The following is a 26,723-nucleotide window of genomic DNA, read 5'->3' on the forward strand; positions in this document are numbered from 1 at the left end:
GGCGAAGCCGTCCCCCAAGAAGCCACGACCGCTTCGCGGCCGAACGGGGGCAAGCCCCCTCGCCACAAAAGCCTAGAGCGCGAGTTGGCGGCGGAGTTCAGCCAGCACCGGCGCCGTATCCGGACGCACGCCGCGCCATAGGAAGAAGGCTTCTGCCGCTTGTTCAGCGAGCATCCCCAAGCCATCCATCGACACCGCCGCGCCATGTTCAGTGGCCCAACGACAGAACGAGGTCGGCTCCTTGCCGTACATCATGTCGTAGCACACCGTTTTGCCCGGCTCGATCAAACTGCTCGCAATCGGCGGTACATCCCCTGACAGACTGGCGGACGTCGCATTGATGATCAGGTCCACCGACTCCTTCAACCAATCAAAGCCACTGGCCGACACCGGCCCCAGGTCCGCGAACAATTCCGCCAACAGTTCGGCTTTTTCCACCGTGCGGTTGGCAATGATCACCGAGGCGGGTTGCTCGGCCAGCAACGGCTCCAGCGCACCGCGCACCGCGCCGCCAGCACCGAGCAGCAGGATGCGTTTGCCCTTGAGGCTGAAACCGGCGTTGACCGTCAGGTCTCGCACCAGTCCGGCGCCATCGGTGTTGTCGCCCAGCAGGCTGCCATCGGCCAGTTTGCTCAACGTGTTCACCGCACCAGCCCGCTGCGCCCGCGCTGTCAGACTGTTCGCCAGACGATAGGCCTCTTCCTTGAATGGCACCGTCACATTCGCTCCGCGACCTTCGAGGAAAAACGTCCGGGCGCAGGTGGAAAAATCGTCGAGGGGCGCCAGCAACGTGCTGTAGTCCAGTTTCTGAGCCGTCTGCTCGGCGAACAGACGGTGAATCAGCGGCGACTTGCTGTGGCCAATCGGGTTACCGAATACGACGTAACGGTCCATCAGAATTCCTCGTTCAGGCCTTGGCCAACCAATCGCGGTCTTGCAGGAAGTACTCGGTCAGCCGCGCTTCTTCGCTGCCCGGCTCGGATTTCCAGTCGTAGCTCCAGCGTACTTGCGGCGGCAGAGACATCAGGATCGACTCGGTACGCCCGCCCGATTGCAGACCGAACAGCGTGCCGCGGTCGTAGACCAGGTTGAATTCAACGTAGCGCCCACGGCGGAATTCCTGGAATTCACGCTGTTTAGCGGTAAACGCATCATTTTTGCGGCGCTGCACGATCGGCAGGTAGGCGTCGATGAACGCGTCACCGATGGCACGCATGAAGGCGAAGCTGGTGTCGAAGTCCCACTCGTTCAAGTCATCGAAGAACAGGCCGCCGATGCCGCGCGGCTCGTGGCGATGCTTGATGTGGAAGTAGCTGTCGCACCAGGCCTTATAGCGTGGGTAGACGTCCGGGCCGAACGGCGCGCAGGCCTGTTCGGCGACGCGGTGCCAGTGCACACAGTCTTCTTCATTGCCGTAGTAAGGGGTCAGGTCGAAGCCACCGCCGAACCACCAGACCGGTTCTTCGCCTTCTTTTTCAGCGATGAAAAAGCGCACGTTGGCGTGGGACGTCGGCACGTGCGGGTTGTGCGGATGAATAACCAAAGACACGCCAAGCGCTTCGAAGCCACGGCCGGCCAATTCTGGCCGATGGGCGCTGGCGGAGGGTGGGAGACCGCTGCCGAAGACGTGGGAAAAGTTGACGCCGCCCTTTTCGATGACCGCGCCGTTTTCGATCACCCGGGTGCGACCGCCACCGCCGGCAGGTCGGGTCCAGGCGTCTTCGATGAACTGCGTGCCGCCGTCTTCAGCTTCGAGGGCCGCGCAAATGCGGTCTTGCAGGTCAAGCAGGTAGGCTTTTACGGCCTCGGTGCGGGTCGTCATGTCATCACCTTGAATCGGGCAAAGCTACGCGGCGCTCCATCGGAGCAGGGCCGGCGCAAATGGGCGCGTAGCATAACATTGCAGGTGGGCCTGCCGCAGTTGACGAAGATCAAGCATGAGAGTTCGATAGGGAGCTTCGCGCTACAACTCCAGTAGCCAAGACCTAAGGAGAGTTCTGATGGCTAAGCGTATCCAGTTCCGCGCCCATGGCGGCCCCGAAGTGCTCGAGTATGTTGACTACCAACCCGCCGAGCCCGGTCCGCAGCAGGTTCGCGTGACCAACAAGGCCATTGGCCTGAATTTCATCGACACCTATTACCGCAGCGGCCTCTATGCGCCGCCAGCCCTGCCATCGGGCCTGGGCTCGGAAGGCGCGGGCGTGGTCGAGGCGGTGGGCAGTGATGTCACCCGGTTCAAGGTCGGTGATCGCGTGGCGTATGGCAGCGGTCCATTGGGCGCCTACAGCGACATTCACGTGTTGCCGGAGGCCAATCTGGTCCTTCTGCCGGACGCGATCAGCTTCGAACAGGCCGCCGGCGTAATGCTCAAGGGCCTGACCGTGCAGTACCTGCTGCGTCAGACGTATGAACTCAAGGGCGGCGAAACCATCCTGTTCCACGCTGCCGCGGGTGGCGTCGGCTCCCTGGCTTGCCAATGGGCCAAAGCGTTGGGCGTGAAGTTGATCGGCACGGTCAGCTCACCGGAGAAAGCCGCACTGGCCAAGGCCAACGGCGCTTGGGCGACCATCGACTACAGCCATGAAAACGTCGCACAGCGCGTACTGGAATTGACTGACGGGAAAAAAGTCCCGGTGGTGTACGACGGCGTCGGCAAGGACACGTGGCTGACTTCGCTTGATAGCACGGCGCCTCGCGGTCTGGTGGTGAGCTTCGGCAATGCGTCGGGCGCGGTAGACGGAGTGAACCTGGGCATTCTGTCGGCGAAGGGTTCGCTGTACGTGACTCGCCCTACGCTCGCGACTTACGCCAACAATGCCGAGAACCTGCAGCGTATGGCGGATGAGCTGTTTGAGATGATCATCAGTGGCAAGCTGAAGGTGGACATCAGCCAGCGGTATCCATTGGCTGATGCAGCTAAGGCGCAGACCGAGTTGTCGGCGCGGCGTACGACTGGCTCGACTGTTCTGTTGCCCTGACAGCGAACTGTGGCGAGGGGGCTTGCCCCCGTTCGGGTGCGAAGCACCCGCCATTGAGCAATTCGTTCTAACTGTCAGAGCGCAGATTGGGGACTGCTGCGCAGTCCAACGGGGGCAAGCCCCCTCGCCACATTTAATCCGGGCGCACAACCTTGCCCGTCGCCAGATCGCGGATCACGCTCGGATTCTTGCGCCCACCCAGATTCCCACCCAACACGTAATCCACCTGCCCACGGAAATACTGCTCGACGCGAATCCGCGTCCGCGCCGCCGGTTGGCCCTGTGGGTTGGCCGACGTTGAAACCAACGGCCCGACCACCGCGCACAAATCCCGCACCAACGGGTGATCACTGACCCGCAATGCCACCGTTTCATGCACGCCGGTAATCCACTGCGGCAACATATTCTGATGCGGCACCAGCCAGGTGTTCGGCCCTGGCCAGGTGCTGGCCATGCGATCCATCCACAACTCAGGAAAGTCTTCGAAGAGGAAGTCGAACTGGCGAATGTTGTCGGCTACCAGAATCAACCCTTTTTCCACCGACCGGCCCTTGATCGCCAGCAGACGATAGACCGCCTCTTCGTCCCACGGGTCGCAACCCAGGCCCCAGACCGCTTCGGTTGGGTAGGCAATTACCGCGCCTGCGCGAATGGCTCGTGCGGCTTGTTGCACACGCCAACTGTTCACCATGAAAAACTCTCCGGAATAAGGCTCTGCGCAGTTTACCGATCTTCCTTATAAAACCTAGCTCACCCGCGCAAACCATCGCCCGCTTTCGCAGACTGCCCGGCCATCCATTTCCAGCTCCGTCAGTGCCGCCAGCACTTTCGGCAAGGCCCAGCCGCTGGCGACGGACAACGCTTCACAGGTGTGGGGCGCGGCATGCAGCAGCATGAGCAACGGATGTGTCACCACTGGTGTCGTCTGTGTGGATAACGGCAACTGCTGCCAACCGCGCAATGCTTCGAGGATATGCTCGATGGTTTCCACCAGCACCGCACCGTCGCGGATCAGCTGATGACAACCCTTTGCACCGGGGTGGTGGATCGACCCTGGGATCGCATACACCTCGCGCCCTTGTTCCGCCGCCAGTCTCGCGGTAATCAGTGAACCGCTGGCGACACTTGCCTCGACCACCAGCACACCCAGGGATAACCCGCTGATGATCCGATTGCGCCGGGGGAAGTTACTGGCGGTCGGCCCGGCGTCCAGAGGGAACTCCGAAAGCACCGCGCTGCCCGAGGCGATCATCGCGTCTGCCAGCCGTCGATTGCGCTGTGGATAAAACTTTTCAAGTCCCGTGCCAAGTACACCGACCGTTCGCCCGCCCACGTCCAAAGCGGCTTGATGGGCGGCGGCATCAATGCCCAGCGCCAAACCGCTGGTAATGACAAAACCGGCGCCGGCCAAACTGCGGGAAAAGGCGGCGGCGGTGTCCATGCCCGGCCGCGAAGCGCGACGGCTGCCGACCATCGCCACCTGCGGTTTTTCCAGAATGCCGGGATCGCCCGCCACGAATAACAGCGGCGGCGCATCACTGATTTCCGCCAGCAGTGCCGGATAGTCAGATTGGTCCCACATCAGTAAATGCTGGCCCGGACGCTCTAACCAGGCCAATGCATGGCTTGCGCCATCACGGATTTCACTGGAGCGCCTGGCCTCCGCGCAAGCGAGGGGCAAACCCAGCGAGCGCCAGGCACTGGCCGGCGCGCTAATCGCCTTGGACGCCGAGCCGAAGGCCTCAAGCAATTTCTTGAAACGCGCAGGACCGAGTTCCGGCAGGCGATGCAAACGTAAACGAGCTTCCAGTTCCGCAGGGGAAACCGGTGCAAAAGCAGGCAGCGACATGGATCATCCTTGATCGTTATGAGCCCCGTTCAAACGGGAATAAGCTGTGGATAACTCTGTTGGTAACTTGTGGAGCCTGCTTATGGATTTCGCACCTTGTCCAGCACCGCCAACGAGCGCGAGGCGTAGAGCACCAGCCCGTAGCTGAGCTTGTCGTAGGTGCGGAAAACCATCAGCAGACCGGCACGCTCATCGGGGATTTTCAGTGGCTGACCGGTGATCCGGTCACGCACGGTTTCGCCGGTTTTCATTACCACCAACACGTTGCCTTCGGCCAGGCCATCGCGCTGGCCCTTGTTCAGCGTGACCACGTCCATCGCGCCAATCTGGGTCACCCCGCGCGGCACATCGATGATCAAACCCGAGACAGGCGTTTTCGGTGCACTGGGCATGAAGGTCGAGTTGATGGAGCGTTCTTCACCGCTGAACAAGCGGTCACCGAGTCGAACCTCCTGGGTTGTGCGTTGCAGGGCGAGGGTGGCGACATCGCCTTCAGTGGCGACAATCTCGCCGCCGCCGATGTCGTCGGCATTGATCCCCAGGAACTCCTTGGTCTCGGGGTCGGTATAGACCTTGCCTTGACGGAAGATGCCGTAGATCGGCTGGTTCGGGTCGAAATGGCCACGGGCGAAGATGCGGTCACCCGTGCCGCTGAGCACGCGCTCGGCATCTCCGGCGACAATGTAGGGCGCCTTGTCGAAATCCTCGACCTTGTCGACGATGCGGTTGCTCAACAGAAAACTGTTGATTGATCGCAGCGGAATGCTAGGAATCGCATCGGCCACCGGCGAGCTGCGCACCCGTGGCGAAAGCTTGATGGTGCCCCAGGAAGCGCCGCGATTGAGGGTCAGGCGCGGCTGGCCATTGATGTAGACCAGCGTCAACGAATCCCCGGGATAGATGAGATTGGGGTTTTCGATCTGTGGATTGGCTTGCCATAGCTCCGGCCACTTCCACGGCTCTTGGAGGTATTTTCCCGATATGTCCCACAGTGTGTCACCCGATACCACGGTGTATTGCTGTGGAAAACCTTCCTTGAGTTGCACTTGCCCGTGCGCCAAACCAGCCGAGGCCAGAAGGAGCAAGGCGAGTAGTGATTTCCTCATGCGGTGAATCCCTTTATTATGTGCATTCGCGTAGAACGCCAGAGCCCTCGTGGCTCGCTCCCGACTCTTTACCAAAAAGAGAAGGAAGCTACGTTTTACAACGGTAGCCTGCATCTTCGGACCCGCCAGGCCATCGACCCGACATTACCTCAAACGTGCAGCAATTAAGCTTATGGCCATTTTAGACATCCTCGAATTCCCCGATTCGCGCCTGCGCACTATCGCCAAACCTGTGGCCGTAGTGGACGACGAAGTGCGTCAGTTGGTCGATGACATGTTTGAAACAATGTATGAAGCGCCAGGCATCGGCCTCGCCGCGACCCAAGTCAACGTGCACAAACGTATCGTCGTGATGGACCTCTCCGAAGACCGCAGCGAACCACGGGTGTTCATCAACCCCGAGTTCGAAACCCTGACCGACGAGATGGAGCAATATCAGGAAGGCTGCCTCTCGGTGCCGGGCTTCTACGAAAACGTCGATCGCCCACAGAAGGTCAAAATCAAGGCCCTGGACCGCGACGGCCAGCCTTACGAACTGATCGCCGAAGGCCTGCTCGCCGTTTGCATCCAGCATGAATGCGACCACCTGAACGGCAAATTGTTCGTTGACTACCTGTCCAATCTCAAACGCGACCGAATCAAGAAGAAACTGGAAAAGCTCCATCGCCAGAACGCTTGATGCCCTCCTTTCAAAGGCTTGCTGCGGCAAGCCTTTTTCTTTTGCGAGACCTTTTGAATGACTGAGCCACTGCGCATCGTCTTTGCCGGCACCCCGGAATTCGCCGCCGAACACCTCAAGGCCCTGCTCGACAGCCCTTACGAGATCGTCGCGGTCTATACCCAACCGGACCGTCCGGCGGGTCGCGGGCAAAAGTTGATGCCAAGCCCGGTCAAGCAGTTGGCTCTCGAGAACAACATCCCGGTGCTGCAACCGCCAACCCTGCGCAACGAAGACGCTCAGGCTGAACTGGCCGCGCTCAAGCCGGACTTGCTGGTGGTGGTCGCCTACGGCCTGATCCTGCCGCAAGTGGTGCTGGATATTCCACGCCTGGGTTGCATCAACAGCCACGCCTCCTTGCTGCCACGCTGGCGCGGTGCGGCGCCGATCCAGCGCGCCGTTGAAGCGGGCGACAGCAAAAGCGGTGTGACCGTGATGCGCATGGAACTGGGCCTCGACACCGGGCCGATGCTGCTGAAAGTCACTACGCCGATCACCGGTGAAGACACCGGTGGCAGCCTCCACGACCGTCTGGCGGAAATGGGCCCTCCAGCGGTGATTCAGGCGATTGCCGGCCTCGCTGCGGGCACTTTGAAAGGCGAAGTGCAGGACGACAGCCTCGCCACTTATGCTCACAAATTGAACAAAGATGAAGCGCGCATCGACTGGAGTCGCCCGGCGGTTGAGCTGGAACGTCTGGTTCGCGCCTTCAACCCATGGCCGATCTGCCACAGCACGCTGAACGGCGAAGCGCTGAAAGTCCTGGCCGCGAGCCTTGCCGAAGGGCAGGGCGCACCGGGGGAAATCCTCAGCGCCAGCAAGGATGGGTTGATCGTCGCCTGCGGTGAGCAAGCCCTGTGTCTGACTCGTCTGCAATTGCCCGGCGGCAAGGCGCTGAACTTCAGCGACTTGTTCAACAGCCGTCGTGAGAAATTCGCCGTCGGCACCGTTCTCGGGCAAGCGGCGGACGCTCAATGAATCCACGTCTGGCCGCCGCCAAGGCACTTGCTGCTGTTCTTAACGGAAAAGCCTCACTCAACAGTTCCCTGCCGACACAAATGGACAAGGTTGAAGATCGCGACCGCGGCTTCACCCAAGACCTGGCGTTCGGCACCGCTCGCTGGCAGCCACGGTTGTCGGCGCTGGCGGCCAAGTTGCTGCAGAAGCCATTCAAGGCAGCCGACGCCGATGTCGAAGCGCTGTTGCTGGTCGGTCTCTACCAGTTGCTCTACACAAGGGTTCCGGCCCATGCCGCCATTGGTGAAACCGTGGGTTGCGCCGACAAGCTGAAAAAGCCTTGGGCCAAGGCCTTGCTCAACGCCGTGCTGCGCCGCGCTCAACGTGAAAGCGAAGCGCTGCTGGCCGAACTGGAACACGATCCAGTGGTGCGCACTGCCCACCCGCGCTGGCTGCAAAAATCCCTGAAAGCCTTCTGGCCGGAGCAGTGGGAAGCCATTTGTGCGGCGAACAACGCGCATCCGCCGATGATCCTGCGGGTCAACCGTCGTCATCACAGCCGCGATGCTTATCTCGGGTTGCTGACCGACGCCGGCATCGCCGCCACGCCGTGCGTTTACAGTCAGGACGGCATCATTCTCGACGCCGCCGCCGACGTGCGCAGCTTGCCGGGGTTCGCCGAAGGCTGGATCAGCGTGCAGGACGAAGCCGCGCAACTGGCCGCCGATCTGCTTGACCTGGCTCCGGGCCAACGGGTGCTGGACGCCTGCTGCGCACCGGGCGGCAAGACCTGCCACATCCTTGAAGCCGAGCCGGCACTCGCCGGCGTGGTAGCGGTGGACCTGGAAGCCAAGCGTCTGGTGCGGGTGCGGGAAAACCTCGCACGCCTGGGCCTGAGCGCCGAACTGATCGCCGCCGACGGCCGCGACACCGCCACCTGGTGGGACGGCAAACCGTTCCAGCGCATTCTGCTGGACGCGCCGTGCTCGGCCACCGGTGTGATTCGTCGTCACCCGGACATCAAGCTGACTCGCCAACCGGACGACATCGCCGCACTCGCGGTTCTCCAGGGCGAACTGCTCGATGCCATGTGGATAACTTTGGAGGTTGGCGGCATCCTGCTTTACGCCACCTGCTCCACGCTGCCGACCGAGAACACCGAAGTCATCGAAGCCTTCCTCGCTCGCACGCCGGGCGCCCGTGAACTGGACCTCGCCACTCAAGCCGGTATCAAGCAACCTCACGGTCGCCAACTGCTGGCCCAGGACGGCGGCCACGACGGGTTCTACTACGCCAAGCTGATCAAGATCGCCGCCGCGCGCGGTTAATGGGTTTTAAGGGAGTGACTGGATGAAAATCATCATCCTCGGCGCAGGGCAGGTCGGCGGTTCGCTGGCAGAACACTTGGCCAGCGAGGCCAACGACATCACCGTGGTCGACACCGACGGCGAACGCCTGCGCGACCTCGGCGATCGGCTGGACATCCGCACCGTGCAAGGCCGCGGCTCGCTGCCGACGGTACTGCGTCAGGCCGGCGCGGACGACGCCGACATGCTGGTGGCGGTGACCAACAGCGACGAAACCAACATGGTGGCCTGCCAGGTTGCCCACACCCTGTTCCACACGCCGACCAAAATCGCCCGGGTTCGCGAAGCCGCCTACCTGACTCGCTCCGAGCTGTTCGACAATGACGCGATTCCGGTGGACGTGCTGATCAGCCCGGAGCAAGTGGTCACCAATTACATCAAGCGCCTGATCCAGCATCCGGGCGCTTTGCAGGTGATCGACTTCGCCGAAGGCAAAGCCCAATTGGTGGCGGTCAAGGCGTACTACGGCGGCCCGCTGGTGGGTCAGCAACTGCGTCAGTTGCGTGAGCACATGCCGAATGTCGAAACCCGTGTGGCGGCGATTTTCCGTCGTGATCGGCCGATCCTGCCGCAGGGCGATACGGTGATCGAGGCAGACGACGAAGTCTTTTTCATCGCCGCCAAGGCAAATATTCGCGCGGTGATGAGCGAAATGCGCCGCCTCGATGAGAGCTACAAACGCATCGTCATCGCGGGCGGCGGGCAGATCGGTGAGCGTCTGGCCGAGGCCATCGAAAGCCGTTACCAAGTGAAGATCATCGAGATGAACCCGGCCCGCTGCCGTCATCTCTCGGACACCCTCGACAGCACCGTGGTGTTGCAGGGCAGTGCCTCCGACCGCGACTTGCTGATGGAAGAAAACATCGCCGACGCCGACCTTTTCCTGGCCCTGACCAACGACGACGAAGCGAACATCATGTCCTCGCTGCTGGCCAAACGCCTGGGTGCGAAGAAGGTGATGACCATCATCAACAACCCGGCCTACGTAGACCTGATCCAGGGCGGTGACATCGACATCGCTATCAGCCCGCAATTGGCGACCATCGGAACTTTGCTGGCCCACGTGCGCCGTGGCGATATCGTCAGCGTGCACTCATTGCGCCGGGGCGCGGCGGAAGCCATCGAGGCGATCGCCCACGGTGATGAGAAGTCGAGTAAGGTCATCGGCAAGGCCATTGAGAACATTGGCCTGCCGCCGGGCACCACCATCGGCGCAATCATCCGCGACGAAGAAGTGATCATTGCCCACGACGACACGGTGATTGCGGCGGGCGACCATGTGATTCTGTTCCTTGTGGATAAAAAGCATATTCGGGATGTGGAGAAGCTGTTCCATGTGGGATTGAGCTTTTTCTGATCCGGAAGCGGCGGTGATCGGTCTGGCCTCATCGTCGGAACGCCGCCCGGAGCAAGCTCGCTCCCACAGGGGTTCTCGGCCGTACACACATTTTGTGTTCACTAAAGATCTACTGTGGGAGCGAGCTTGCTCGCGATGACGATCTCACTAAAACAGATCAACCTCTGACACACCTCACCAAGGAATCCACAGATGATCGAATCCCTGGAAAAAATGCTCGCCAAGGGTGTGGACAACTCATTGCTGCGCTTCGGGCTGGGCAAGGGTTATCTGGATCTTGGGGAATACGCCAAGGCCGCTGAGCATTTCCAGCGTTGTGTCGAGTTCGATCCGAAGTATTCGGCAGCCTGGAAGCTATTGGGCAAGGCCCATCTGGGGCTGAAGGATTTCGCGTCCGCACGTCAGGCGTGGGGACAGGGTCTGGAAGCCGCTCGCGCCCATGGCGACAAGCAGGCCGAAAAGGAAATGACGGTGTTTCTGAAGAAGCTTGAGCGTCAGGCTCACTGATCAGAGGTAGCGCAGGCCAATGCCCTCGGCATCCACCAACACCACTTCCATGCGCACGCGCGGCGCGCCTGTGGGTAAGTCCTGCACCTGACCGTACACCACCGCGCCCTTGGGCAATGTCGACAGGCCCGGATGCTTGACGTAGACGCCTGTCGTCGACAGGTTACGCGTCTGGCCCAGGCATTCGCCGAAGCTGTGGTGACTGATCTTGATACGAAATGATTTGCGGTGTTCGGACATCTTCTGCGCCCTTTATTGAACGTGTTGTGGATAACTGAGAAGCCAGATCAAAAGATCGCAGCCTTCGGCAGCTCCTACAGGTTATCCACAGATCATGCCAATCGACTCAGTACCAGCGCTCTTCACCTGGCGGGCGCTTCTTGAAGCGCTTCATGCTCCACATGTACTGGCTCGGATACGCCCGCACATAGCGCTCGACCACCTGGCTCATGGCCGCGCAGGACGTCTCGGTATCGGTGCTGTACATGGCCTCTGGCGCGGCTTCGAGGATCACTTTGTAACCCGAACCGTCCGGCAGCCGTAGCGCATGCAGAAACACGCCGACCGCTTTGCCGCCAGCGAGCATGTTCGGTACGAACTTGCTGGTCAGGGCCTGTGTAGCGAAGAACGGCACGAAGATCCCGGCGGATTCGGACGGTTCCGGGTCAGCGGGAATGCCCACTGCACCACCTTTGCGCACTTCCTTGATGATGCTGAGGATGCCTTCCTTGGTGGACGCCGCAACACGATTGCCCAATTGCACCCGTTGTTTGCGCAGCAAATCATCCACAGCCTTCAACTTTGGCGGGCGATAGAAAATGATCGGTTTGCACTGGTTGCAATAGAAGTGGTTCAACACTTCCCAGTTGCCCAGATGACTGGTGATGCCGACGACCCCTTTGCCGGAGGCGAGGGCGTCCCTTAGAACCTCAAGACCTTCAACTTCACGCACCAGATCGATGGAGCGCTGGGCCGGCCAGATCCAGGCGCAGGCGCTTTCGGTCAGCGACTTGCCAATGTCTTTAAGGCTCTGACCGACTAGACGCTCTCGTTCAGCCGTGTCCATGTCCGGGAAACACTTGGCGAGGTTGATCCGCACGACATCGCGGGAACGGTTGGGGGTTTTCCACATGACCCAGCCGATGGCCGAGCCCACTGCCTGCACTGCCCGCCACGGAAGCAAGGCAAACAGCCGCAGAGCGCCTACCAGCAAGGCGCCTTTCAACTTATCCACAGGTCACTCCTGATCTTGTGCTGTGCGCGAGGCGGCTATTCTAACCGCCGTTCGCCAGCGCCGCGTAGCGATCGCAATCCTGGGTGTGATCCATGACCATGCCCGAGGCCTGCATCAGCGCGTAACAAATGGTCGGGCCGACGAACGTGAAGCCGGCCTTTTTCAGGCCTTTGCTCATCTCCACGGCGGTCGGCGTCACGGCCGGCACTTCGCTGCGGTCCTTGAAATGGTTGATCACAGGCTTGCCGTCGACGAAGGACCAGAGAAACTCCACCGGATCCTCCAGCGCCAGCCAGGCCTGGGCATTGCGCCGGGCCGCGTTGAGCTTGAGGCGATTGCGAATGATGCCCGGATCGAGCATCAATTCATCGATTTCGGCGTCGCTCATCTGCGCCACGCGCTGTACGTCAAAGCCGAACATCACCTGACGATAGTGCTCGCGTTTACGCAGCACGGTGATCCAGGAAAGGCCGGCCTGGAACCCTTCGAGCAAAAGCAACTCGAACAATCCCTGCGCATCGCGTAGCGGCGTACCCCACTCCTGATCGTGATAAGCCATGTACAGCGGATCTTCGGAACACCAAAAGCAGCGTGGCATAAGGCTCCAGGGGGCGTGCGCAGGACCGAATCGGGTATACTCCCGCTCTTTAAATCGCAGCCCAAGAAACAGGTGAATTTCGTGAGCCAGCCTACGCCAGCCGTGCGTACCTTCCAAGACTTGATCCTCGCCCTCCAGCAATACTGGGCCGAGCAAGGTTGTGTGGTACTTCAGCCCTACGATATGGAAGTAGGCGCCGGGACTTTCCACACTGCCACGTTTCTGCGCGCCATTGGCCCGGAAACCTGGAACGCCGCTTATGTGCAGCCCAGTCGTCGCCCGACTGACGGCCGCTACGGCGAAAACCCGAACCGTCTGCAGCACTACTACCAGTTCCAGGTCGTGCTGAAGCCGAACCCGGACAACTTCCAGGAACTGTACCTGGGCTCCCTCAAGCATGTCGGCCTGGACCCGTTGGTCCACGACATTCGCTTCGTTGAAGACAACTGGGAATCGCCGACCCTCGGCGCCTGGGGTCTGGGCTGGGAAGTCTGGCTCAACGGCATGGAAGTGACGCAGTTCACTTACTTCCAGCAAGCGGGCGGCATCGAGTGCTACCCGGTGACCGGCGAAATCACTTACGGTCTTGAGCGTCTGGCCATGTACCTGCAAGGCGTGGATTCGGTCTACGACCTGGTCTGGGCTGACGGTCCGTTCGGCAAAGTGACCTACGGCGACGTGTTCCACCAGAACGAAGTGGAGCAGTCGACCTACAACTTCGAACACGCCAACGTCGAGAAACTGTTCGAATTGTTCGATTTCTACGAAAGCGAAGCCAAGCGCCTGATCGAACTCGACCAGCCGCTGCCGTTGCCGAGCTACGAAATGGTGTTGAAGGCCTCCCATACCTTCAACCTGCTGGATGCTCGCCGGGCGATCTCGGTGACCGCGCGTCAGCAATACATTCTGCGTGTCCGCACCCTGGCGCGTTCCGTTGCGCAAGCCTACCTGCTGGCTCGCGCCAAGCTGGGCTTCCCGATGGCGACCCCCGACCTGCGTGACGAAGTGTTGGCTAAGCTGGAGGCTGCACAATGAGTGCTCTAGATTTTCTGGTTGAACTGGGCACCGAAGAACTGCCACCCAAAGCCCTGAACACCTTGGCCGACGCGTTCCTGGCCGGTATCGACAAGGGCCTGCAAGCCGCTGGCCTGAACTACGAGACCAAAACCGTCTACGCCGCGCCACGTCGTCTGGCCGTACTGATCACCGATCTGGCGACTCAGCAGCCGGATCGCAGCATCAACCTTGATGGCCCGCCACGTCAGGCTGCGTTCGATGCTGAGGGCAACCCGACTCAAGCGGCATTGGGCTTCGCCAAGAAGTGCGGCGTCGACCTGAGCGAAATCGATCAGAGCGGTCCGAAACTGCGTTACAGCCAAAACATCGCCGGTAAACCGACCGCGAGCCTGCTGCCCACCATCGTCGAAGATTCCCTGAACGACCTGCCGATTCCCAAGCGCATGCGCTGGGGTGCTCGCAAGGAAGAATTCGTTCGTCCGACCCAGTGGCTGGTGATGCTGCTCGGTGACCAGGTCATCGATTGCACGATCCTTGCCCAGAAGTCCGGCCGCGATTCCCGTGGTCACCGCTTCCACCACCCGGAAAGCGTACGCATCACCTCGCCGGCCAACTACTTGACCGACCTGCGTGCCGCTTACGTTCTGGCCGATGCCAACGAGCGTCGTGAGCTGATCAGCAAGCGCACCGAAGAACTGGCGACGATGCAGGAAGGCACGGCAATTGTTCCGCCAGCCCTGCTCGACGAAGTGACCGCGCTGGTTGAATGGCCGGTGCCGCTGGTGTGCTCGTTCGAAGAGCGTTTCCTCGACGTGCCGCAAGAAGCCCTGATCACGACCATGCAGGACAACCAGAAGTATTTCTGCCTGCTGGATGCCGACGGCAAGTTGCTGCCTCGTTTCATTACCGTGGCCAACATCGAAAGCAAAGACCCGCAACAGATCATCGCCGGTAACGAGAAAGTGGTTCGTCCACGCCTGACCGACGCCGAGTTCTTCTTCAAGCAAGACAAGAAGCAGAAACTCGAAGACTTCAACCTGCGCCTGCAGAACGTGGTGTTCCAGGAAAAACTCGGCAGCGTCTACGACAAGGCCGAGCGCGTTTCCAAACTCGCTGCGTTCATCGCTCAACGCATTGGCGGCAACGCCGCATGGGCCTCCCGTGCCGGCCTGCTGTCCAAGTGCGACCTGTCGACCGAGATGGTCGGTGAGTTCCCGGAGATGCAAGGTGTCGCCGGTTACTACTACGCCCTCAACGACGGCGAGCCGGAAGAAGTTGCACTGGCGCTGAACGAGCAGTACATGCCGCGCGGTGCCGGCGCTGAACTGCCGACCACCCTGACCGGTGCGGCCGTGGCCATCGCGGACAAGCTCGACACGCTGGTGGGCATTTTCGGTATCGGCATGCTGCCAACCGGTAGCAAAGACCCGTACGCCTTGCGCCGTGCAGCGCTGGGCGTGTTGCGCATCCTGATCGACAAGAAGCTCGATCTCGACCTGAACGACGCCGTGGCGTTTGCCGTGAATGCGTTCGGTACCAAGGTCAAGGTTGCTGGTCTGAATGACTCAGTGCTGGAGTTCATCTTCGACCGTTTGCGTGCCCGTTACGAAGACGAAGGCGTTGATGTCGGGACGTACCTGTCGGTACGTGCCCTGAAACCGGGTTCGGCGCTGGACTTCGATCAGCGCGTACAAGCGGTAGAAGCGTTCCGCAAATTGCCGGAAGCCGCTGCCCTGGCCGCGGTGAACAAGCGCGTTTCGAATTTGCTGAGCAAGGTCGAAGGCTCTGTTCCTTCAGTCGTGGAAGCCAAGTACTTCGACAACGCCAACGAGTTCTCCCTGTACTCGGCGATCCAGCAGGCTGACCAGGCTGTGCAGCCGATGGCCGCTGCGCGTCAGTACAGCGAATCGCTGGCACGTCTGGCCGCCTTGCGCGAGCCGGTGGATGCGTTCTTCGAAGCCGTAATGGTCAATGCGGAAGATGCCAAGGTCCGCGCCAACCGTTATGCGCTGCTGTTGCGCCTGCGTGGGCTGTTCCTGGGCGTCGCCGACATTTCGCTGCTGGGTTGAGGGGCTGCTGTTGAAACTGCTGATTCTCGATCGGGACGGAGTGATCAATTACGACTCCGACGCTTACATCAAGTCGGTGGAGGAGTGGATTCCGCTCCCTGGTTCGATCGAAGCGATCGCGCAGTTGAGCAAGGCCGGCTGGACGGTAGCGGTGGCTACCAACCAGTCGGGCATCGCTCGCGGCTATTACGACATCGCCACCCTGGATGCCATGCACGCTCGCTTGCGCGAGTTGGTGGCGGAGCAGGGTGGCGAAGTCGGGCTGATCGTCTATTGCCCGCACGGGCCGGACGATGGCTGCGATTGCCGCAAACCAAAACCCGGGATGTTGAAAACCATCGCCGCGCATTACAACGTATCGCTGACCAATCTTTGGTTCGTCGGCGATACCCTTGGTGACCTGGAGGCCGCCAAAGCCGTCGATTCTCAGCCAGTTTTGGTAAAGACCGGGAAAGGCGAAAAGACTTTGGGCAAGACCCTACCGGTAGGCACCTTGATTTTTGACGATCTGGCGGCGATTGCCGCAGAACTTATCCACAATTAGAGTGCTTCGATTGTTCCTGACCAAGGATTGATCGGGAGTGCGCTTTATATAGACGGGCAGAGCCCGCACGGTAAACGTCGCTATGTCGATATTGCAGGCCATCAGAACTTTCCTCTTTTACCTGCTGCTGGGCACCAGCTCGTTGCTCTGGTGCAGCCTGAGCTTTTTCATCGCGCCTTTTCTGCCGTTCAAGGCGCGGTATCGCTTCATCAACGTGTACTGGTGCCGCTGCGCCTTGTGGCTGAGCAAAGTTTTCCTGGGCATCCGCTACGAAGTGAAGGGTGCCGAGAACGTGCCTGACCAGCCCTGCGTGATTCAGTCGAACCACCAGAGCACCTGGGAGACGTTCTTCCTCTCCGCTTACTTCGAGCCCTTGAGCCAGGTGCTCAAGCGCGAACTGCTCTACGTTCCATTCTTCGGCTGGGCCATGGCCATGCTGCGGCCGATCGCCATCGACCGCGACAACCCGAAAGCCGCGCTCAAGCATGTGGCGAAGAAGGGCGACGAACTGCTGAAAGACGGCGTCTGGGTCCTGATCTTCCCAGAGGGAACGCGCGTTCCTTACGGCACCATCGGAAAATTCTCTCGCGGTGGTACCGCTCTAGCCGTCAACGCCGCACTTCCCGTGCTGCCGATTGCGCACAATGCTGGCAAGTTCTGGCCGAAAACCGGTTGGGCGAAGAAGCAGGGTGTCATTACCGTGATCATCGGCGCACCCATGTATGCAGAGGGTAGCGGGCCGCGAGCGATTGCCGAGCTGAATGATCGGGTCCAGGCCTGGAACGAGCAGATGCAACGTGAAATGGGCTCGCTGCCACCCGCCCCGCAAGCCCCGACTGCTACCGATCAAGTGGCTGTCTGAGATTTTGTGGATAACCTGTGTACTGTTTTGTTGAAAAGCGTCTGATTTTGTTTTCAAGCTTATGATTTATATACATATTTTATAAACCCATAAAAAACCGAAAAAGGTGCATAAGTTTTTTTCGGACGTAAAAAAACCGGCTGATATAGCCGGTTTTTTTATGCCTGCGGTAACGTGTTTCAATGGTTGAACAACAGCAGGGTTGGTTTATTACCCGAGCCGATAACGGACAATAAAAAAGGCCAACGCTAAGCGTTGGCCTTTTTCGTTTGGCAGGTTTGCTGGATCAGAAGTCCAGGTTGGATACCGCCAAGGCGTTGCTTTCGATGAAGTCACGACGAGGCTCGACCGCATCACCCATCAGGGTGTTGAAGATCTGGTCCGCGCCAATGGCGTCTTCGATGGTCACTTTGAGCATCCGGCGTTGGCTTGGGTCCATGGTGGTTTCCCACAGCTGATCCGGGTTCATCTCACCCAGACCTTTGTATCGCTGGATGGTGTGACGCTTGGTGCTTTCGGCCATCAGCCATTCAAGGGCTTCCTTGAACTCCGTTACCGGCTTCTTGCGCTCGCCACGCTGGATATACGCGCCGTCGTCCAGCAAGGTGCTCAGTTGAGCGCCCAGAGAAACAACAGTCTTGTAATCGTTGCTGCCGAAGAAGTCGCGGTTGAAGGTGACGTAGTTCGACAAGCCGTGGGAGATCAGTTCAACCTCAGGCAGCCAGACATTACGTTCACGGTCTTCACGCAGGCTGGCTTTGTAAACCAGGCCGGACTTCTCGACGGTGCGCAGGCGAACTTCGTACTGGGCCATCCAATCCTGCATCGCTGCGTGATCGGACAATTGCTCCAGGCTAACGGCTGGCAGGTAGATGAAGTGCTCGGTCAGCTCCTGTGGGTACAGGCGCGACAGACGCTTGAGGGTCTTCATTACCAGACGGAAGTCATTCACCAGACGCTCGAGGGCTGGCCCGGAAATACCCGGGGCTTCCTCGTTCAAGTGCAGGCTCGCATCTTCCAGGGCCGACTGCGTCATGTACTCTTCCATGGCGTCGTCGTCTTTGATGTATTGCTCTTGCTTGCCTTTCTTGACCTTGTACAGCGGTGGCTGGGCGATGTAGATGTAGCCGCGCTCGATCAGCTCCGGCAACTGACGGAAGAAGAAGGTCAGCAGCAGGGTACGGATGTGCGAACCGTCGACGTCAGCATCGGTCATGATGATGATGTTGTGGTAACGCAGCTTCGCGATGTTGTACTCGTCACGGCCAATGCCGCAGCCCAGCGCAGTGATCAAGGTGCCCACTTCTTGCGAAGAGATCATCTTGTCGAAACGCGCCTTCTCGACGTTCAGGATCTTGCCCTTGAGAGGCAGGATGGCTTGGGTCCGACGGTTACGTCCCTGCTTGGCGGAGCCGCCAGCAGAGTCACCTTCCACGAGGTACAGTTCGGAAAGGGCAGGGTCTTTTTCCTGGCAGTCAGCCAGTTTGCCCGGCAGGCCGGCGATATCCAGCGCGCCTTTACGGCGGGTCATCTCACGGGCTTTACGCGCCGCTTCACGAGCGCGAGCCGCATCGATCATCTTGCCGACGACCAGCTTGGCTTCGTTCGGGTTTTCCAACAGGAAGTCGGAGAAATACTTGCCCATTTCCTGTTCGACCGCGGTCTTCACTTCGGAAGAAACCAGCTTGTCTTTGGTCTGGGAGCTGAACTTCGGATCCGGCACTTTTACCGAGATGATCGCGGTCAGGCCTTCACGGGCATCGTCACCGGTGGTCGCGACTTTGTGCTTCTTCGCCAGACCTTCGGCTTCGATGTAAGTGTTCAGGTTACGCGTCAGTGCGGAACGGAAACCCACCAGGTGAGTACCGCCATCGCGCTGTGGAATGTTGTTGGTGAAGCACAACAGGTTCTCGTTGAAGCTGTCGTTCCACTGCAAGGCGATTTCCACGCCGATGCCGTCTTCACGCTGGATGTTGAAGTGGAACACCTGGTTGACCGGGGTCTTGTTGGTGTTCAGGTATTCAACGAACGCACGCAGGCCACCTTCGTACTTGAACAGCTCTTCCTTGCCGCTGCGCTCGTCCTTGAGGACGATACCGACACCGGAGTTGAGGAAGGACAGTTCACGAATCCGCTTGGCCAGGATGTCCCAGCTGAAGTGGATGTTCTTGAAGGTCAGGTCGGACGGTTTGAAGTGAATCTGGGTACCGGTGGTTTCGCTTTCGCCAACGATTTTCATCGGCTCTTTCGGAACACCGTGAATATAAGTCTGTTCCCAGATCTTGCCGCTGCGGCGAACGGTCAGGACCAGCTCTTCGGACAGGGCGTTCACAACCGACACACCTACACCGTGCAGGCCGCCGGATACTTTGTAGGAGTTGTCGTCGAACTTACCGCCGGCGTGCAGCACGGTCATGATGACCTCCGCTGCCGAGACGCCTTCTTCTTTGTGCACGTCTACCGGGATACCACGACCGTTGTCGCGAACGGTGATGGATTCGTCCGGGTGGATGATGATGCTGATGTCGTCGCAGTGGCCAGCGAGCGCTTCATCGATGGAGTTGTCGACTACCTCGAAGACCATGTGGTGCAGACCGCTACCATCGTCGGTGTCACCAATGTACATACCGGGACGTTTGCGTACGGCATCCAGGCCTTTCAGCACTTTAATGCTCGTTGAGTCGTAGGTATTCGTATTTTCTTCGCTCAATGCCTTCACTCCCGATGGTCGTGGGTCTGGGTGATACGGCCCTGTTCCACGTGGAACAGAGCGACTGGCGTTTCCGTCTGCCAGCCTTCCCTCAATAATTCGTGATCTACACAGGTGATAAACACCTGGCAGCGTAAGTCTTCCAGCAAGCGGCAAAGCGCGCGGCGGTGGTGCTCGTCCAGTTCGGACGGCAGGTCATCCACCAGATAAATACACTGGCCGCGTCGGGCCTGGCTGACCAAGTGCCCTTGGGCAATCCGCAATGCACAGACCACCAGTTTCTGCTGACCGCGAGACAAGATGTCCGCGGCGTTATGTGCGCCCAATCTAAGACGCAAATCAGCGCGTTGTGGTCCGGCTTGGGTATGACCCATTTGCTGATCCCGCTGAAGGGACCCGGCGAGCACTGCACTCAGTTCGCGGTCTTTGTCCCAACCTCGGTAATAGCTGAGCGTTAAGCCCTCGAGCTCAACCAGTTCGCTCAAGGTCTGTTCAAAGACTGGTTTCAAGGCTTTGATATAAGCGCGGCGGTATTCATCAATTTCAGCGCTGGCCTGACACAGTTCCCTGTCCCAAACCGCTTGCGAAACGGCGTCAAGTGTACCATGCCGCAGCCAAGAGTTTCTCTGGCGCAGGGCCTTCTGCAAGCGCTGCCAGGTGGACATGAATCGTGGTTCCACGTGGAACACGCCCCAATCGAGAAACTGCCGGCGAATTTTCGGTGCGCCTTCCAGCAAGCGGAAGCTATCAGGGTTGATCAACTGCAGCGGCAGGATTTCCGCCAGTTGCGCCGCGCTGCGAGCATTCTGCCCGTCGATGCGAATCTGGAACTCCCCTTGACGGTCTCGGGATATCCCTAAGGCGCTGTGGCCACCCTCGGCCAACTCCACCTGACCAAACACCGTACAGGCGAGCTGCTCATACTGGATGACCGGTAACAGGCGGGTGCTACGAAACGAACGGGCAAGCCCCAGCAGATGAATGGCTTCCAGAACACTGGTTTTGCCGCTGCCGTTGGCGCCGTAAAGAATGTTGATTCGGGGGGAGGGGGAGAAGGTCACCGGGTGCAGATTGCGCACCGCGGTGACCGAGACGCGACTTAAAGACATCTAGCTTCTGCTGAGCATGATTACAGACGCATCGGCATGACAACGTAGGCCGAGTCGTCGTTGTCGGACTCTTGCACCAGCGCACTGCTGTTGGAGTCGGACAGGATCAGACGAACCTGCTCAGTCGTCATGACGCCCAACACGTCCAGCAGGTAGCTCACGTTGAAGCCGATTTCCAGATTGCCGCCGTTGTACTCGACGCCCACTTCTTCTTCCGCTTCTTCCTGTTCCGGGTTATTCGCCTGGATCTTCAGTTGACCGTTGGCCAGTTGCAGACGAATGCCGCGGTACTTCTCGTTGGACAGAATCGCGGTACGGCTGAACGCTTCACGCAGGGCCTGGCGGTCGCCGAGCACCAGCTTGTCGCCACCCTTAGGCAGAACGCGCTCGTAGTCCGGGAATTTGCCGTCGACCAGTTTCGACGTGAAGGTGAACTCGCCAGTGGTCGCACGAATGTGGTGCTGACCCAGTACGATACTGACGATGCCGTCCGGCTCAGTCAGCAGGCGCGCCAGCTCAAGGATACCTTTACGTGGCACGATGACCTGGTGGCGATCCGGCTGACCGATATCAGCCTTCATCGAGCACATGGCCAGACGGTGACCGTCAGTCGCCACGGCGCGGATGATGCCTTCAGAAACCTCCAGCAGCATACCGTTCAGGTAGTAACGCACGTCCTGCTGGGCCATGGCGAAACTGGTGCGTTCGATCAGGCGACGCAATTTGCTTTGCTCAAGGCTGCACGTCAGCGAACCCGGGCCTTCTTCCACAGTCGGGAAGTCATTGGCCGGCAGGGTCGACAGGGTGAAGCGGCTACGGCCGGCCTTCACCACGAGCTTCTGCTCGTCGACCTTGATGTCGATCAGCGCATCGTTCGGCAAGCTTTTGCAGATATCCATCAGCTTGCGCGCAGGCACAGTGATGGAACCTGGATCGGCAGGCTCTTCGAGTTGTACACGACCGACCAGCTCGACTTCCAGGTCGGTACCGGTCAGCGACAGTTGCTGGCCTTCGACAACCAGCAGCACGTTGGAAAGCACCGGCAAGGTCTGTCGGCGCTCGACGACGCCTGCGACCAGTTGCAGGGGTTTCAACAGGGCTTCGCGTTGAATGGTGAAATGCATGGTCTAGTCCCTTGCCTTAATAAGCTGCGCTGGTGTTCATCAAGTGGTCAGTGTACGCAGCAGGTTCTTGTAGTCCTCGCGGATGTCCGCGTCGGATTCCTTAAGTTCGTTGATCTTGCGGCAGGCGTGCAAAACAGTCGTGTGGTCCCGGCCGCCAAACACGTCGCCGATTTCCGGCAAGCTATGGTTGGTCAGTTCTTTGGACAAAGCCATGGCGACCTGACGCGGACGAGCTACCGAACGCGAACGACGTTTGGACAACAAGTCGGAGATCTTGATCTTGTAGTACTCGGCGACCGTGCGCTGAATGTTATCCACAGAGACCAGTTTGTCTTGCAGTGCCAACAGATCTTTCAGGGATTCGCGAATCAACTCGATGGTGATATCGCGGCCCATGAAGTGCGAGTGGGCGATCACACGTTTGAGCGCGCCTTCCAGCTCACGGACGTTGGAACGAATACGTTGGGCAATGAAGAACGCCGCGTCATGGGGCAGATCGACTTTGGCCTGATCGGCCTTTTTCATCAGGATCGCCACACGGGTTTCCAGTTCCGGCGGCTCGACGGCTACGGTCAGGCCCCAGCCGAAGCGGGATTTCAGGCGCTCTTCAAGGCCTTCAATTTCTTTCGGATAGCGGTCACTGGTGAGAATGACCTGCTGGCCACCTTCAAGCAGGGCGTTGAAGGTGTGGAAAAACTCTTCCTGGGAACGTTCTTTGCGGGCGAAGAACTGAATGTCATCGATCAGCAATGCATCCACCGAACGGTAGAAGCGCTTGAACTCGTTGATGGCGTTCAGCTGCAAGGCCTTGACCATATCGGCCACGAACCGCTCGGAATGCAGGTACACAACCTTGGCATTCGGATTCTTCTTTAACAGGTGGTTACCCACAGCGTGCATCAAGTGGGTTTTACCCAAACCGACGCCACCATAAAGGAAGAGCGGGTTGTAACCGTGCTTGGGGTTGTCCGCCACTTGCCAGGCTGCAGCCCGGGCCAGTTGGTTGGACTTGCCCTCGACGAAGTTCTCGAAGGTGAAGGTGCGGTTCAGGTAGCTGGTGTGCTTGAGCGCGCCTTCGACCTGCACCGTACGCTGTTCGGCGCGAATCGGAGCTTGTTGCGAACTGGCCCCGGCCATCGGGTCGAAGCTGTCGCGCGATGGCTCTTCATTAACCTCGGCAACTTTTTGCGTCGCACGCTTGGTTGGAGCGGCTACCTGGGCTGGCGCCGGGGCGCTGACAGGTGCTTGAGCGGCCTGAGCCTGTGAAGCAGCGGCGGCCAACGGAGCATTCGGGGCGGCACGCGGTGCCGAACTGCGTTTGCTGCCTATTAATAAGGACAGCGCCGGCGCCATGCCATTGCCATGCTCATCCAGCAGTTCAAGGACGCGGCCCAGGTACTTTTCGTTGACCCAGTCGAGAACAAAACGATTCGGTGCGTAGACACGCAACTCGTCGCCTTCGGCTTCGACCTGTAGTGGACGGATCCAAGTGTTGAATTGTTGGGCAGGCAGCTCATCGCGCAAAAGCTCCACGCACTGCTGCCAAAGTTCCACTGACACGGATATCCCCTAAGTTGAAAGCCGGTGAGGCAAAAACAAGCCGCCATTGTAGCCGACCAAGCCCCGACTTATCCACACGAAGGTTGTGCACCTCCCATGAAGAATCAGTGCTTTATACGAAATAAAGACGACCAGCGGTCTGTGCATAAGCTCTGTGGATAACCGGGCCTAAGGTCGTTGTACAAGTGGGGGCGAAACTCGGTGGATAACCATGCTGTGGATAAGTGCCTCTTTCACACACAGCTTATCCGACAGCGCAGCACAGGGTTACCACCGTTTTCCACCGTAGTTGTCATTCTCTGTACATCACGAATTTAAAGGGCTGATGGCAGTTATCCACAGATGATCGCGTCCTTAGCTTTTATAAGCTTTACAGAAAAGCTTTAAATACTTTCCTTCTTAATTTCTATATCTAGCCAAGGAGCCCGGCAGGAAAAACGTCTGGAGATCTATTTATAAGGAAACGCTGGTTGGAAATTGACCTAGAGGCTTGCTTTCTCTAGAATCCCCGGTCTCTTAAAACGGGGGCCATTCCGGCCCGTTGTGGACGAACCAGGTAACACGACAATGAAACGTACTTTCCAACCAAGCACTATCAAACGCGCTCGTACCCACGGTTTCCGTGCTCGCATGGCTACCAAGAACGGTCGTGCCGTTCTGTCGCGTCGTCGCGCCAAAGGTCGTGCGCGTCTGGCAGTTTGATAAGCCGGCACTGGAGGTGAGTCAGGACTTCAGTCGGGAAAAGCGTCTGCTTACTCCCCGGCATTTCAAGGCAGTCTTTGACTCCCCTACCGGCAAGGTTCCGGGGAAAAATCTCCTGCTCCTTGCGCGCAACAACGATCTTGATCACCCCCGTCTCGGGCTGGTTATCGGGAAAAAGAGCGTAAAGCTCTCCGTCGAGCGCAATCGCCTCAAACGTCTGATGCGCGAATCGTTCCGTCTGCACCAGGATTCACTGGTCGGCTGGGACATTGTTATCGTCGCGCGCAAAGGTTTGGGTGACGTAGAAAACCCCGAATTGATTCAGCATTTCGGCAAACTCTGGAAGCGTCTGGCACGCAGCACGCCAGTACCAGCAGTCAAAACCGAAACTGTAGGGGTAGACAGTCCCGATGCGTAAACTGGCACTCGTTCCGATCCAGTTTTATCGCTATGCCATTAGTCCCCTGATGGCCAACCACTGTCGCTTCTACCCCAGTTGTTCCTGCTACGCGTTAGAGGCCATAGAAAATCATGGTCTTCTGCGCGGTGGCTGGCTGGCCTTTCGTCGTTTAGGTCGCTGTCATCCGTGGAATCCCGGTGGTTATGACCCGGTTCCACCTATCCCTACCTCCCGTTCTTCTTCGATGGCCGAGTAATCATGGATATCAAACGCACGATCCTGATCGTCGCCCTGGCAATCGTGTCCTACGTTATGGTTCTTAAATGGAACCAGGACTATGGCCAGGCTGCCCTGCCGACTCAGAATGTTGCTTCCAGTACTACCGCACCGGGCTTACCGGATACGGCGACTGGCAATAATGCTTCTGTCAGTGACGACATTCCACGCGCCGCAAGCGATACCAGTGCAACTGCACCTGCTGAAACTCCAGTAGCTGCAAGCAAAGACCTCATCCAGATCAAAACGGATGTGCTCAACCTGGCAATCGATCCACAAGGTGGTGATGTTGCTCAGTTGACGCTGCCGCTGTATCCACGTCGCCAGGACCATCCGGAAATTCCATTCCAGTTGTTCGATAACGGCAACGAGCGGACTTATCTGGCTCAAAGCGGTTTGATCGGCACCGACGGTCCGGACGCAAGTCCTGCCGGTCGTCCGGTTTACTCCTCGGAGAAGAAGATTTTCCAACTGGCTGACGGTCAGGACCAATTGGTCGCAGACCTGAAGTTCAGCAAGGACGGCGTCAACTACATCAAGCGTTTCACCCTGAAACGTGGCCTGTATGACGTAACCGTTTCCTACCTGATCGATAACCAGAGTGCCAAACCCTGGTCCGGTGCAATGTTCGCGCAATTGAAGCGTGACGCCAGCTCCGATCCTTCTTCCAGCACTGCCACCGGCACCGCGACTTACCTGGGCGCCGCCCTGTGGACAAGTAACGAGCCGTACAAGAAAGTGTCCATGAAGGACATGGACAAGGCTCAGCTGAAAGAAACCGTTAACGGTGGTTGGGTTGCATGGTTGCAGCACTACTTCGTGACCGCGTGGATTCCGGCGAAAGGCGAGAACAACCTCGTCCAGACCCGTAAAGACAGCAAAGGCAACTACATTATCGGCTACACCGCTCCGGCAATGACTGTCGCGCCAGGTGCAAAAGCCGAGACCAGCGCTGTTCTGTATGCCGGTCCGAAAAGCCAAGCTGTGCTGAAAGAGTTGTCCCCAGGTCTGGAACTGACCGTCGACTACGGCATTTTGTGGTTCATTGCCCAGCCAATCTTCTGGCTGCTGCAACACATCCACGCGCTGGTCGGTAACTGGGGCTGGTCGATCATCTTCCTGACCATGCTGATCAAAGGGATCTTCTTCCCGCTGTCGGCTGCCAGCTACAAATCCATGGCCCGCATGCGTGCAGTGGCACCGAAACTGGCTGCGCTGAAAGAGCAACATGGCGACGACCGGCAGAAGATGTCGCAATCCATGATGGAGCTGTACAAGAAAGAGAAGATCAATCCGCTGGGTGGTTGCTTGCCAATCCTCGTGCAGATGCCGGTTTTCCTTTCGCTGTACTGGGTTCTGCTGGAAAGCGTTGAAATGCGCCAAGCGCCGTTCATGCTGTGGATTACTGACCTGTCGATCAAGGATCCGTTCTTCATTCTGCCGATCATCATGGGTGCAACCATGTTCATCCAGCAGCAGTTGAACCCGACTCCGCCGGATCCGATGCAGGCCAAGGTGATGAAGCTGATGCCAATCATCTTCACCTTCTTCTTCCTGTGGTTCCCGGCTGGTCTGGTGCTGTACTGGGTCGTGAACAACTGCCTGTCGATCGCCCAACAGTGGTACATCACTCGTAAGATTGAAGCAGCTACCAAAGCAGCTGCCTGATTTACACTGTG

The 26,723-nt window shown here is 58.9% G+C and carries 26 protein-coding genes; 14 read left to right on the forward strand and 12 right to left on the reverse strand.

The window, feature by feature from the left end:
* Positions 1 to 72: 72 nt before the first annotated feature.
* Together aroE and hemF are read right to left on the reverse strand one after the other, a co-directional pair.
* The gene (gene aroE, locus VD17_RS27660) at positions 73 to 894 is read right to left on the reverse strand and encodes a shikimate dehydrogenase (RefSeq protein WP_046056606.1); all 822 of its coding nucleotides are present in this window, start codon (positions 892 to 894) and stop codon (positions 73 to 75) included.
* A 13-nt stretch (positions 895 to 907) separates the two neighbouring features.
* On the reverse strand, positions 908 to 1,822 hold the full coding sequence (hemF, locus tag VD17_RS27665; RefSeq protein ID WP_046056607.1) for an oxygen-dependent coproporphyrinogen oxidase: 915 nt from the start codon (positions 1,820 to 1,822) through the stop codon (positions 908 to 910).
* Positions 1,823 to 2,000: 178 nt separating this feature from the next.
* Here hemF and VD17_RS27670 point away from each other — a divergent pair, with 178 nt between their 5' ends.
* Positions 2,001 to 2,978 (forward strand): NADPH:quinone reductase, encoded by a 978-nt coding sequence (locus VD17_RS27670; RefSeq protein ID WP_046056608.1) that lies wholly within the window; start codon positions 2,001 to 2,003, stop codon positions 2,976 to 2,978.
* 133 nt (positions 2,979 to 3,111) lie between these two features.
* Here VD17_RS27670 and VD17_RS27675 read toward each other — a convergent pair whose 3' ends face one another.
* The 3 genes from VD17_RS27675 to VD17_RS27685 form a co-directional block, all read right to left on the reverse strand.
* Positions 3,112 to 3,669, reverse strand: coding sequence for an L-threonylcarbamoyladenylate synthase (locus VD17_RS27675; protein WP_046056609.1), 558 nt, complete (start codon positions 3,667 to 3,669; stop codon positions 3,112 to 3,114).
* Between the two features lie 54 nt (positions 3,670 to 3,723).
* A complete protein-coding gene (gene dprA, locus VD17_RS27680; protein ID WP_046056610.1) occupies positions 3,724 to 4,827 on the reverse strand; it encodes a DNA-processing protein DprA in 1,104 nt (367 codons plus the stop codon).
* An 80-nt stretch (positions 4,828 to 4,907) separates the two neighbouring features.
* Positions 4,908 to 5,933 (reverse strand): LysM peptidoglycan-binding domain-containing protein, encoded by a 1,026-nt coding sequence (locus VD17_RS27685; RefSeq protein WP_046056611.1) that lies wholly within the window; start codon positions 5,931 to 5,933, stop codon positions 4,908 to 4,910.
* A gap of 172 nt (positions 5,934 to 6,105) precedes the next feature.
* Here VD17_RS27685 and def point away from each other — a divergent pair, with 172 nt between their 5' ends.
* From def to VD17_RS27710, 5 genes are all read left to right on the forward strand, one after another.
* Positions 6,106 to 6,612: a peptide deformylase gene (def, locus tag VD17_RS27690; RefSeq protein WP_046056612.1), complete on the forward strand. Its 507-nt coding sequence runs from the start codon at positions 6,106 to 6,108 to the stop codon at positions 6,610 to 6,612.
* A gap of 57 nt (positions 6,613 to 6,669) precedes the next feature.
* Positions 6,670 to 7,629: a methionyl-tRNA formyltransferase gene (fmt, locus tag VD17_RS27695; RefSeq protein WP_046056613.1), complete on the forward strand. Its 960-nt coding sequence runs from the start codon at positions 6,670 to 6,672 to the stop codon at positions 7,627 to 7,629.
* Positions 7,626 to 8,936 carry a 16S rRNA (cytosine(967)-C(5))-methyltransferase RsmB gene (rsmB, locus tag VD17_RS27700; RefSeq protein WP_046044915.1) on the forward strand — a complete coding sequence of 437 codons (1,311 nt, stop codon included), beginning with the start codon at positions 7,626 to 7,628 and terminating at the stop codon, positions 8,934 to 8,936. Before fmt ends, rsmB begins: the two co-directional genes overlap by 4 nt.
* 22 nt (positions 8,937 to 8,958) lie before the next feature.
* Positions 8,959 to 10,332, forward strand: a complete 1,374-nt coding sequence (gene trkA / locus VD17_RS27705; protein ID WP_046056614.1) for a Trk system potassium transporter TrkA — start codon at positions 8,959 to 8,961, stop codon at positions 10,330 to 10,332.
* A 192-nt stretch (positions 10,333 to 10,524) separates the two neighbouring features.
* Positions 10,525 to 10,839: a tetratricopeptide repeat protein gene (locus VD17_RS27710; protein WP_046056615.1), complete on the forward strand. Its 315-nt coding sequence runs from the start codon at positions 10,525 to 10,527 to the stop codon at positions 10,837 to 10,839.
* Here VD17_RS27710 and VD17_RS27715 read toward each other — a convergent pair whose 3' ends face one another.
* From VD17_RS27715 to tag, 3 genes are all read right to left on the reverse strand, one after another.
* Positions 10,840 to 11,079: a PilZ domain-containing protein gene (locus VD17_RS27715; protein ID WP_046056616.1), complete on the reverse strand. Its 240-nt coding sequence runs from the start codon at positions 11,077 to 11,079 to the stop codon at positions 10,840 to 10,842.
* A gap of 106 nt (positions 11,080 to 11,185) precedes the next feature.
* Positions 11,186 to 12,073 carry a lysophospholipid acyltransferase gene (locus VD17_RS27720; RefSeq protein ID WP_046056617.1) on the reverse strand — a complete coding sequence of 296 codons (888 nt, stop codon included), beginning with the start codon at positions 12,071 to 12,073 and terminating at the stop codon, positions 11,186 to 11,188.
* 40 nt (positions 12,074 to 12,113) lie between these two features.
* Positions 12,114 to 12,671, reverse strand: coding sequence for a DNA-3-methyladenine glycosylase I (tag, locus tag VD17_RS27725; protein ID WP_033059707.1), 558 nt, complete (start codon positions 12,669 to 12,671; stop codon positions 12,114 to 12,116).
* Positions 12,672 to 12,752: 81 nt separating this feature from the next.
* Between tag and glyQ the strand changes: the two genes are divergently transcribed.
* The 4 genes from glyQ to VD17_RS27745 all read left to right on the forward strand — a co-directional run bounded on the left by glyQ (position 12,753) and on the right by VD17_RS27745 (position 17,163).
* Positions 12,753 to 13,706: a glycine--tRNA ligase subunit alpha gene (gene glyQ / locus VD17_RS27730; protein WP_003213601.1), complete on the forward strand. Its 954-nt coding sequence runs from the start codon at positions 12,753 to 12,755 to the stop codon at positions 13,704 to 13,706.
* Positions 13,703 to 15,757 (forward strand): glycine--tRNA ligase subunit beta, encoded by a 2,055-nt coding sequence (glyS, locus tag VD17_RS27735; RefSeq protein ID WP_046056618.1) that lies wholly within the window; start codon positions 13,703 to 13,705, stop codon positions 15,755 to 15,757. Before glyQ ends, glyS begins: the two co-directional genes overlap by 4 nt.
* Before the next feature lie 4 nt (positions 15,758 to 15,761).
* Positions 15,762 to 16,301 (forward strand): D-glycero-beta-D-manno-heptose 1,7-bisphosphate 7-phosphatase, encoded by a 540-nt coding sequence (gene gmhB / locus VD17_RS27740; protein ID WP_185753241.1) that lies wholly within the window; start codon positions 15,762 to 15,764, stop codon positions 16,299 to 16,301.
* Positions 16,302 to 16,383: 82 nt separating this feature from the next.
* Entirely contained in the window at positions 16,384 to 17,163 is a 780-nt protein-coding gene (locus tag VD17_RS27745) for a lysophospholipid acyltransferase family protein (protein ID WP_046056620.1), read from the forward strand.
* 286 nt (positions 17,164 to 17,449) lie between these two features.
* On the opposite strand, the gene gyrB is transcribed toward VD17_RS27745, so the two are convergent.
* The 4 genes from gyrB to dnaA are packed head-to-tail and all read right to left on the reverse strand — an operon-like array spanning position 17,450 to position 23,666.
* Positions 17,450 to 19,873 carry a DNA topoisomerase (ATP-hydrolyzing) subunit B gene (gene gyrB, locus VD17_RS27750; RefSeq protein ID WP_008155700.1) on the reverse strand — a complete coding sequence of 808 codons (2,424 nt, stop codon included), beginning with the start codon at positions 19,871 to 19,873 and terminating at the stop codon, positions 17,450 to 17,452.
* 5 nt (positions 19,874 to 19,878) lie between these two features.
* Positions 19,879 to 20,982: a DNA replication/repair protein RecF gene (gene recF / locus VD17_RS27755; RefSeq protein ID WP_007969883.1), complete on the reverse strand. Its 1,104-nt coding sequence runs from the start codon at positions 20,980 to 20,982 to the stop codon at positions 19,879 to 19,881.
* 20 nt (positions 20,983 to 21,002) lie between these two features.
* Positions 21,003 to 22,106 (reverse strand): DNA polymerase III subunit beta, encoded by a 1,104-nt coding sequence (gene dnaN / locus VD17_RS27760; protein ID WP_008155702.1) that lies wholly within the window; start codon positions 22,104 to 22,106, stop codon positions 21,003 to 21,005.
* 39 nt (positions 22,107 to 22,145) lie between these two features.
* Positions 22,146 to 23,666, reverse strand: a complete 1,521-nt coding sequence (gene dnaA / locus VD17_RS27765; protein WP_046056621.1) for a chromosomal replication initiator protein DnaA — start codon at positions 23,664 to 23,666, stop codon at positions 22,146 to 22,148.
* 567 nt (positions 23,667 to 24,233) lie between these two features.
* Here dnaA and rpmH point away from each other — a divergent pair.
* The 4 genes from rpmH to yidC are packed head-to-tail and all read left to right on the forward strand — an operon-like array spanning position 24,234 to position 26,712.
* On the forward strand, positions 24,234 to 24,368 hold the full coding sequence (gene rpmH / locus VD17_RS31925) for a 50S ribosomal protein L34 (protein WP_003213577.1): 135 nt from the start codon (positions 24,234 to 24,236) through the stop codon (positions 24,366 to 24,368).
* 16 nt (positions 24,369 to 24,384) lie between these two features.
* On the forward strand, positions 24,385 to 24,786 hold the full coding sequence (rnpA, locus tag VD17_RS27770; RefSeq protein ID WP_027926203.1) for a ribonuclease P protein component: 402 nt from the start codon (positions 24,385 to 24,387) through the stop codon (positions 24,784 to 24,786).
* Entirely contained in the window at positions 24,779 to 25,024 is a 246-nt protein-coding gene (yidD, locus tag VD17_RS31930) for a membrane protein insertion efficiency factor YidD (protein ID WP_077430980.1), read from the forward strand. The genes rnpA and yidD overlap by 8 nt, the downstream gene beginning before the upstream one ends.
* Before the next feature lie 2 nt (positions 25,025 to 25,026).
* Complete coding sequence (gene yidC, locus VD17_RS27775; RefSeq protein WP_046056622.1) at positions 25,027 to 26,712, forward strand: membrane protein insertase YidC; 1,686 nt, start codon at positions 25,027 to 25,029, stop codon at positions 26,710 to 26,712.
* The last annotated feature ends 11 nt before the right edge of the window (positions 26,713 to 26,723 follow it).

Source organism: Pseudomonas fluorescens (genome assembly GCF_000968015.1).
GTDB classification, from domain to species: Bacteria; Pseudomonadota; Gammaproteobacteria; order Pseudomonadales; family Pseudomonadaceae; genus Aquipseudomonas; species Aquipseudomonas fluorescens_W.

Bases quoted from the DNA above. Each gene is read 5' to 3' on its own strand.
- glyS (WP_046056618.1), top strand. From the start codon at position 13,703: ATGAGTGCTCTAGATTTTCTGGTTGAACTGGGCACCGAAGAACTGCCA.
- hemF (WP_046056607.1), bottom strand. From the start codon at position 1,822: ATGACGACCCGCACCGAGGCCGTAAAAGCCTACCTGCTTGACCTGCAA.
- VD17_RS27670 (WP_046056608.1), top strand. From the start codon at position 2,001: ATGGCTAAGCGTATCCAGTTCCGCGCCCATGGCGGCCCCGAAGTGCTC.
- dnaN (WP_008155702.1), bottom strand. From the start codon at position 22,106: ATGCATTTCACCATTCAACGCGAAGCCCTGTTGAAACCCCTGCAACTG.
- VD17_RS27685 (WP_046056611.1), bottom strand. From the start codon at position 5,933: ATGAGGAAATCACTACTCGCCTTGCTCCTTCTGGCCTCGGCTGGTTTG.
- tag (WP_033059707.1), bottom strand. From the start codon at position 12,671: ATGCCACGCTGCTTTTGGTGTTCCGAAGATCCGCTGTACATGGCTTAT.
- aroE (WP_046056606.1), bottom strand. From the start codon at position 894: ATGGACCGTTACGTCGTATTCGGTAACCCGATTGGCCACAGCAAGTCG.
- rpmH (WP_003213577.1), top strand. From the start codon at position 24,234: ATGAAACGTACTTTCCAACCAAGCACTATCAAACGCGCTCGTACCCAC.
- VD17_RS27715 (WP_046056616.1), bottom strand. From the start codon at position 11,079: ATGTCCGAACACCGCAAATCATTTCGTATCAAGATCAGTCACCACAGC.
- VD17_RS27710 (WP_046056615.1), top strand. From the start codon at position 10,525: ATGATCGAATCCCTGGAAAAAATGCTCGCCAAGGGTGTGGACAACTCA.
- rsmB (WP_046044915.1), top strand. From the start codon at position 7,626: ATGAATCCACGTCTGGCCGCCGCCAAGGCACTTGCTGCTGTTCTTAAC.
- VD17_RS27675 (WP_046056609.1), bottom strand. From the start codon at position 3,669: ATGGTGAACAGTTGGCGTGTGCAACAAGCCGCACGAGCCATTCGCGCA.
- def (WP_046056612.1), top strand. From the start codon at position 6,106: ATGGCCATTTTAGACATCCTCGAATTCCCCGATTCGCGCCTGCGCACT.
- yidC (WP_046056622.1), top strand. From the start codon at position 25,027: ATGGATATCAAACGCACGATCCTGATCGTCGCCCTGGCAATCGTGTCC.
- dprA (WP_046056610.1), bottom strand. From the start codon at position 4,827: ATGTCGCTGCCTGCTTTTGCACCGGTTTCCCCTGCGGAACTGGAAGCT.
- recF (WP_007969883.1), bottom strand. From the start codon at position 20,982: ATGTCTTTAAGTCGCGTCTCGGTCACCGCGGTGCGCAATCTGCACCCG.
- fmt (WP_046056613.1), top strand. From the start codon at position 6,670: ATGACTGAGCCACTGCGCATCGTCTTTGCCGGCACCCCGGAATTCGCC.
- yidD (WP_077430980.1), top strand. From the start codon at position 24,779: ATGCGTAAACTGGCACTCGTTCCGATCCAGTTTTATCGCTATGCCATT.
- trkA (WP_046056614.1), top strand. From the start codon at position 8,959: ATGAAAATCATCATCCTCGGCGCAGGGCAGGTCGGCGGTTCGCTGGCA.
- VD17_RS27745 (WP_046056620.1), top strand. From the start codon at position 16,384: ATGTCGATATTGCAGGCCATCAGAACTTTCCTCTTTTACCTGCTGCTG.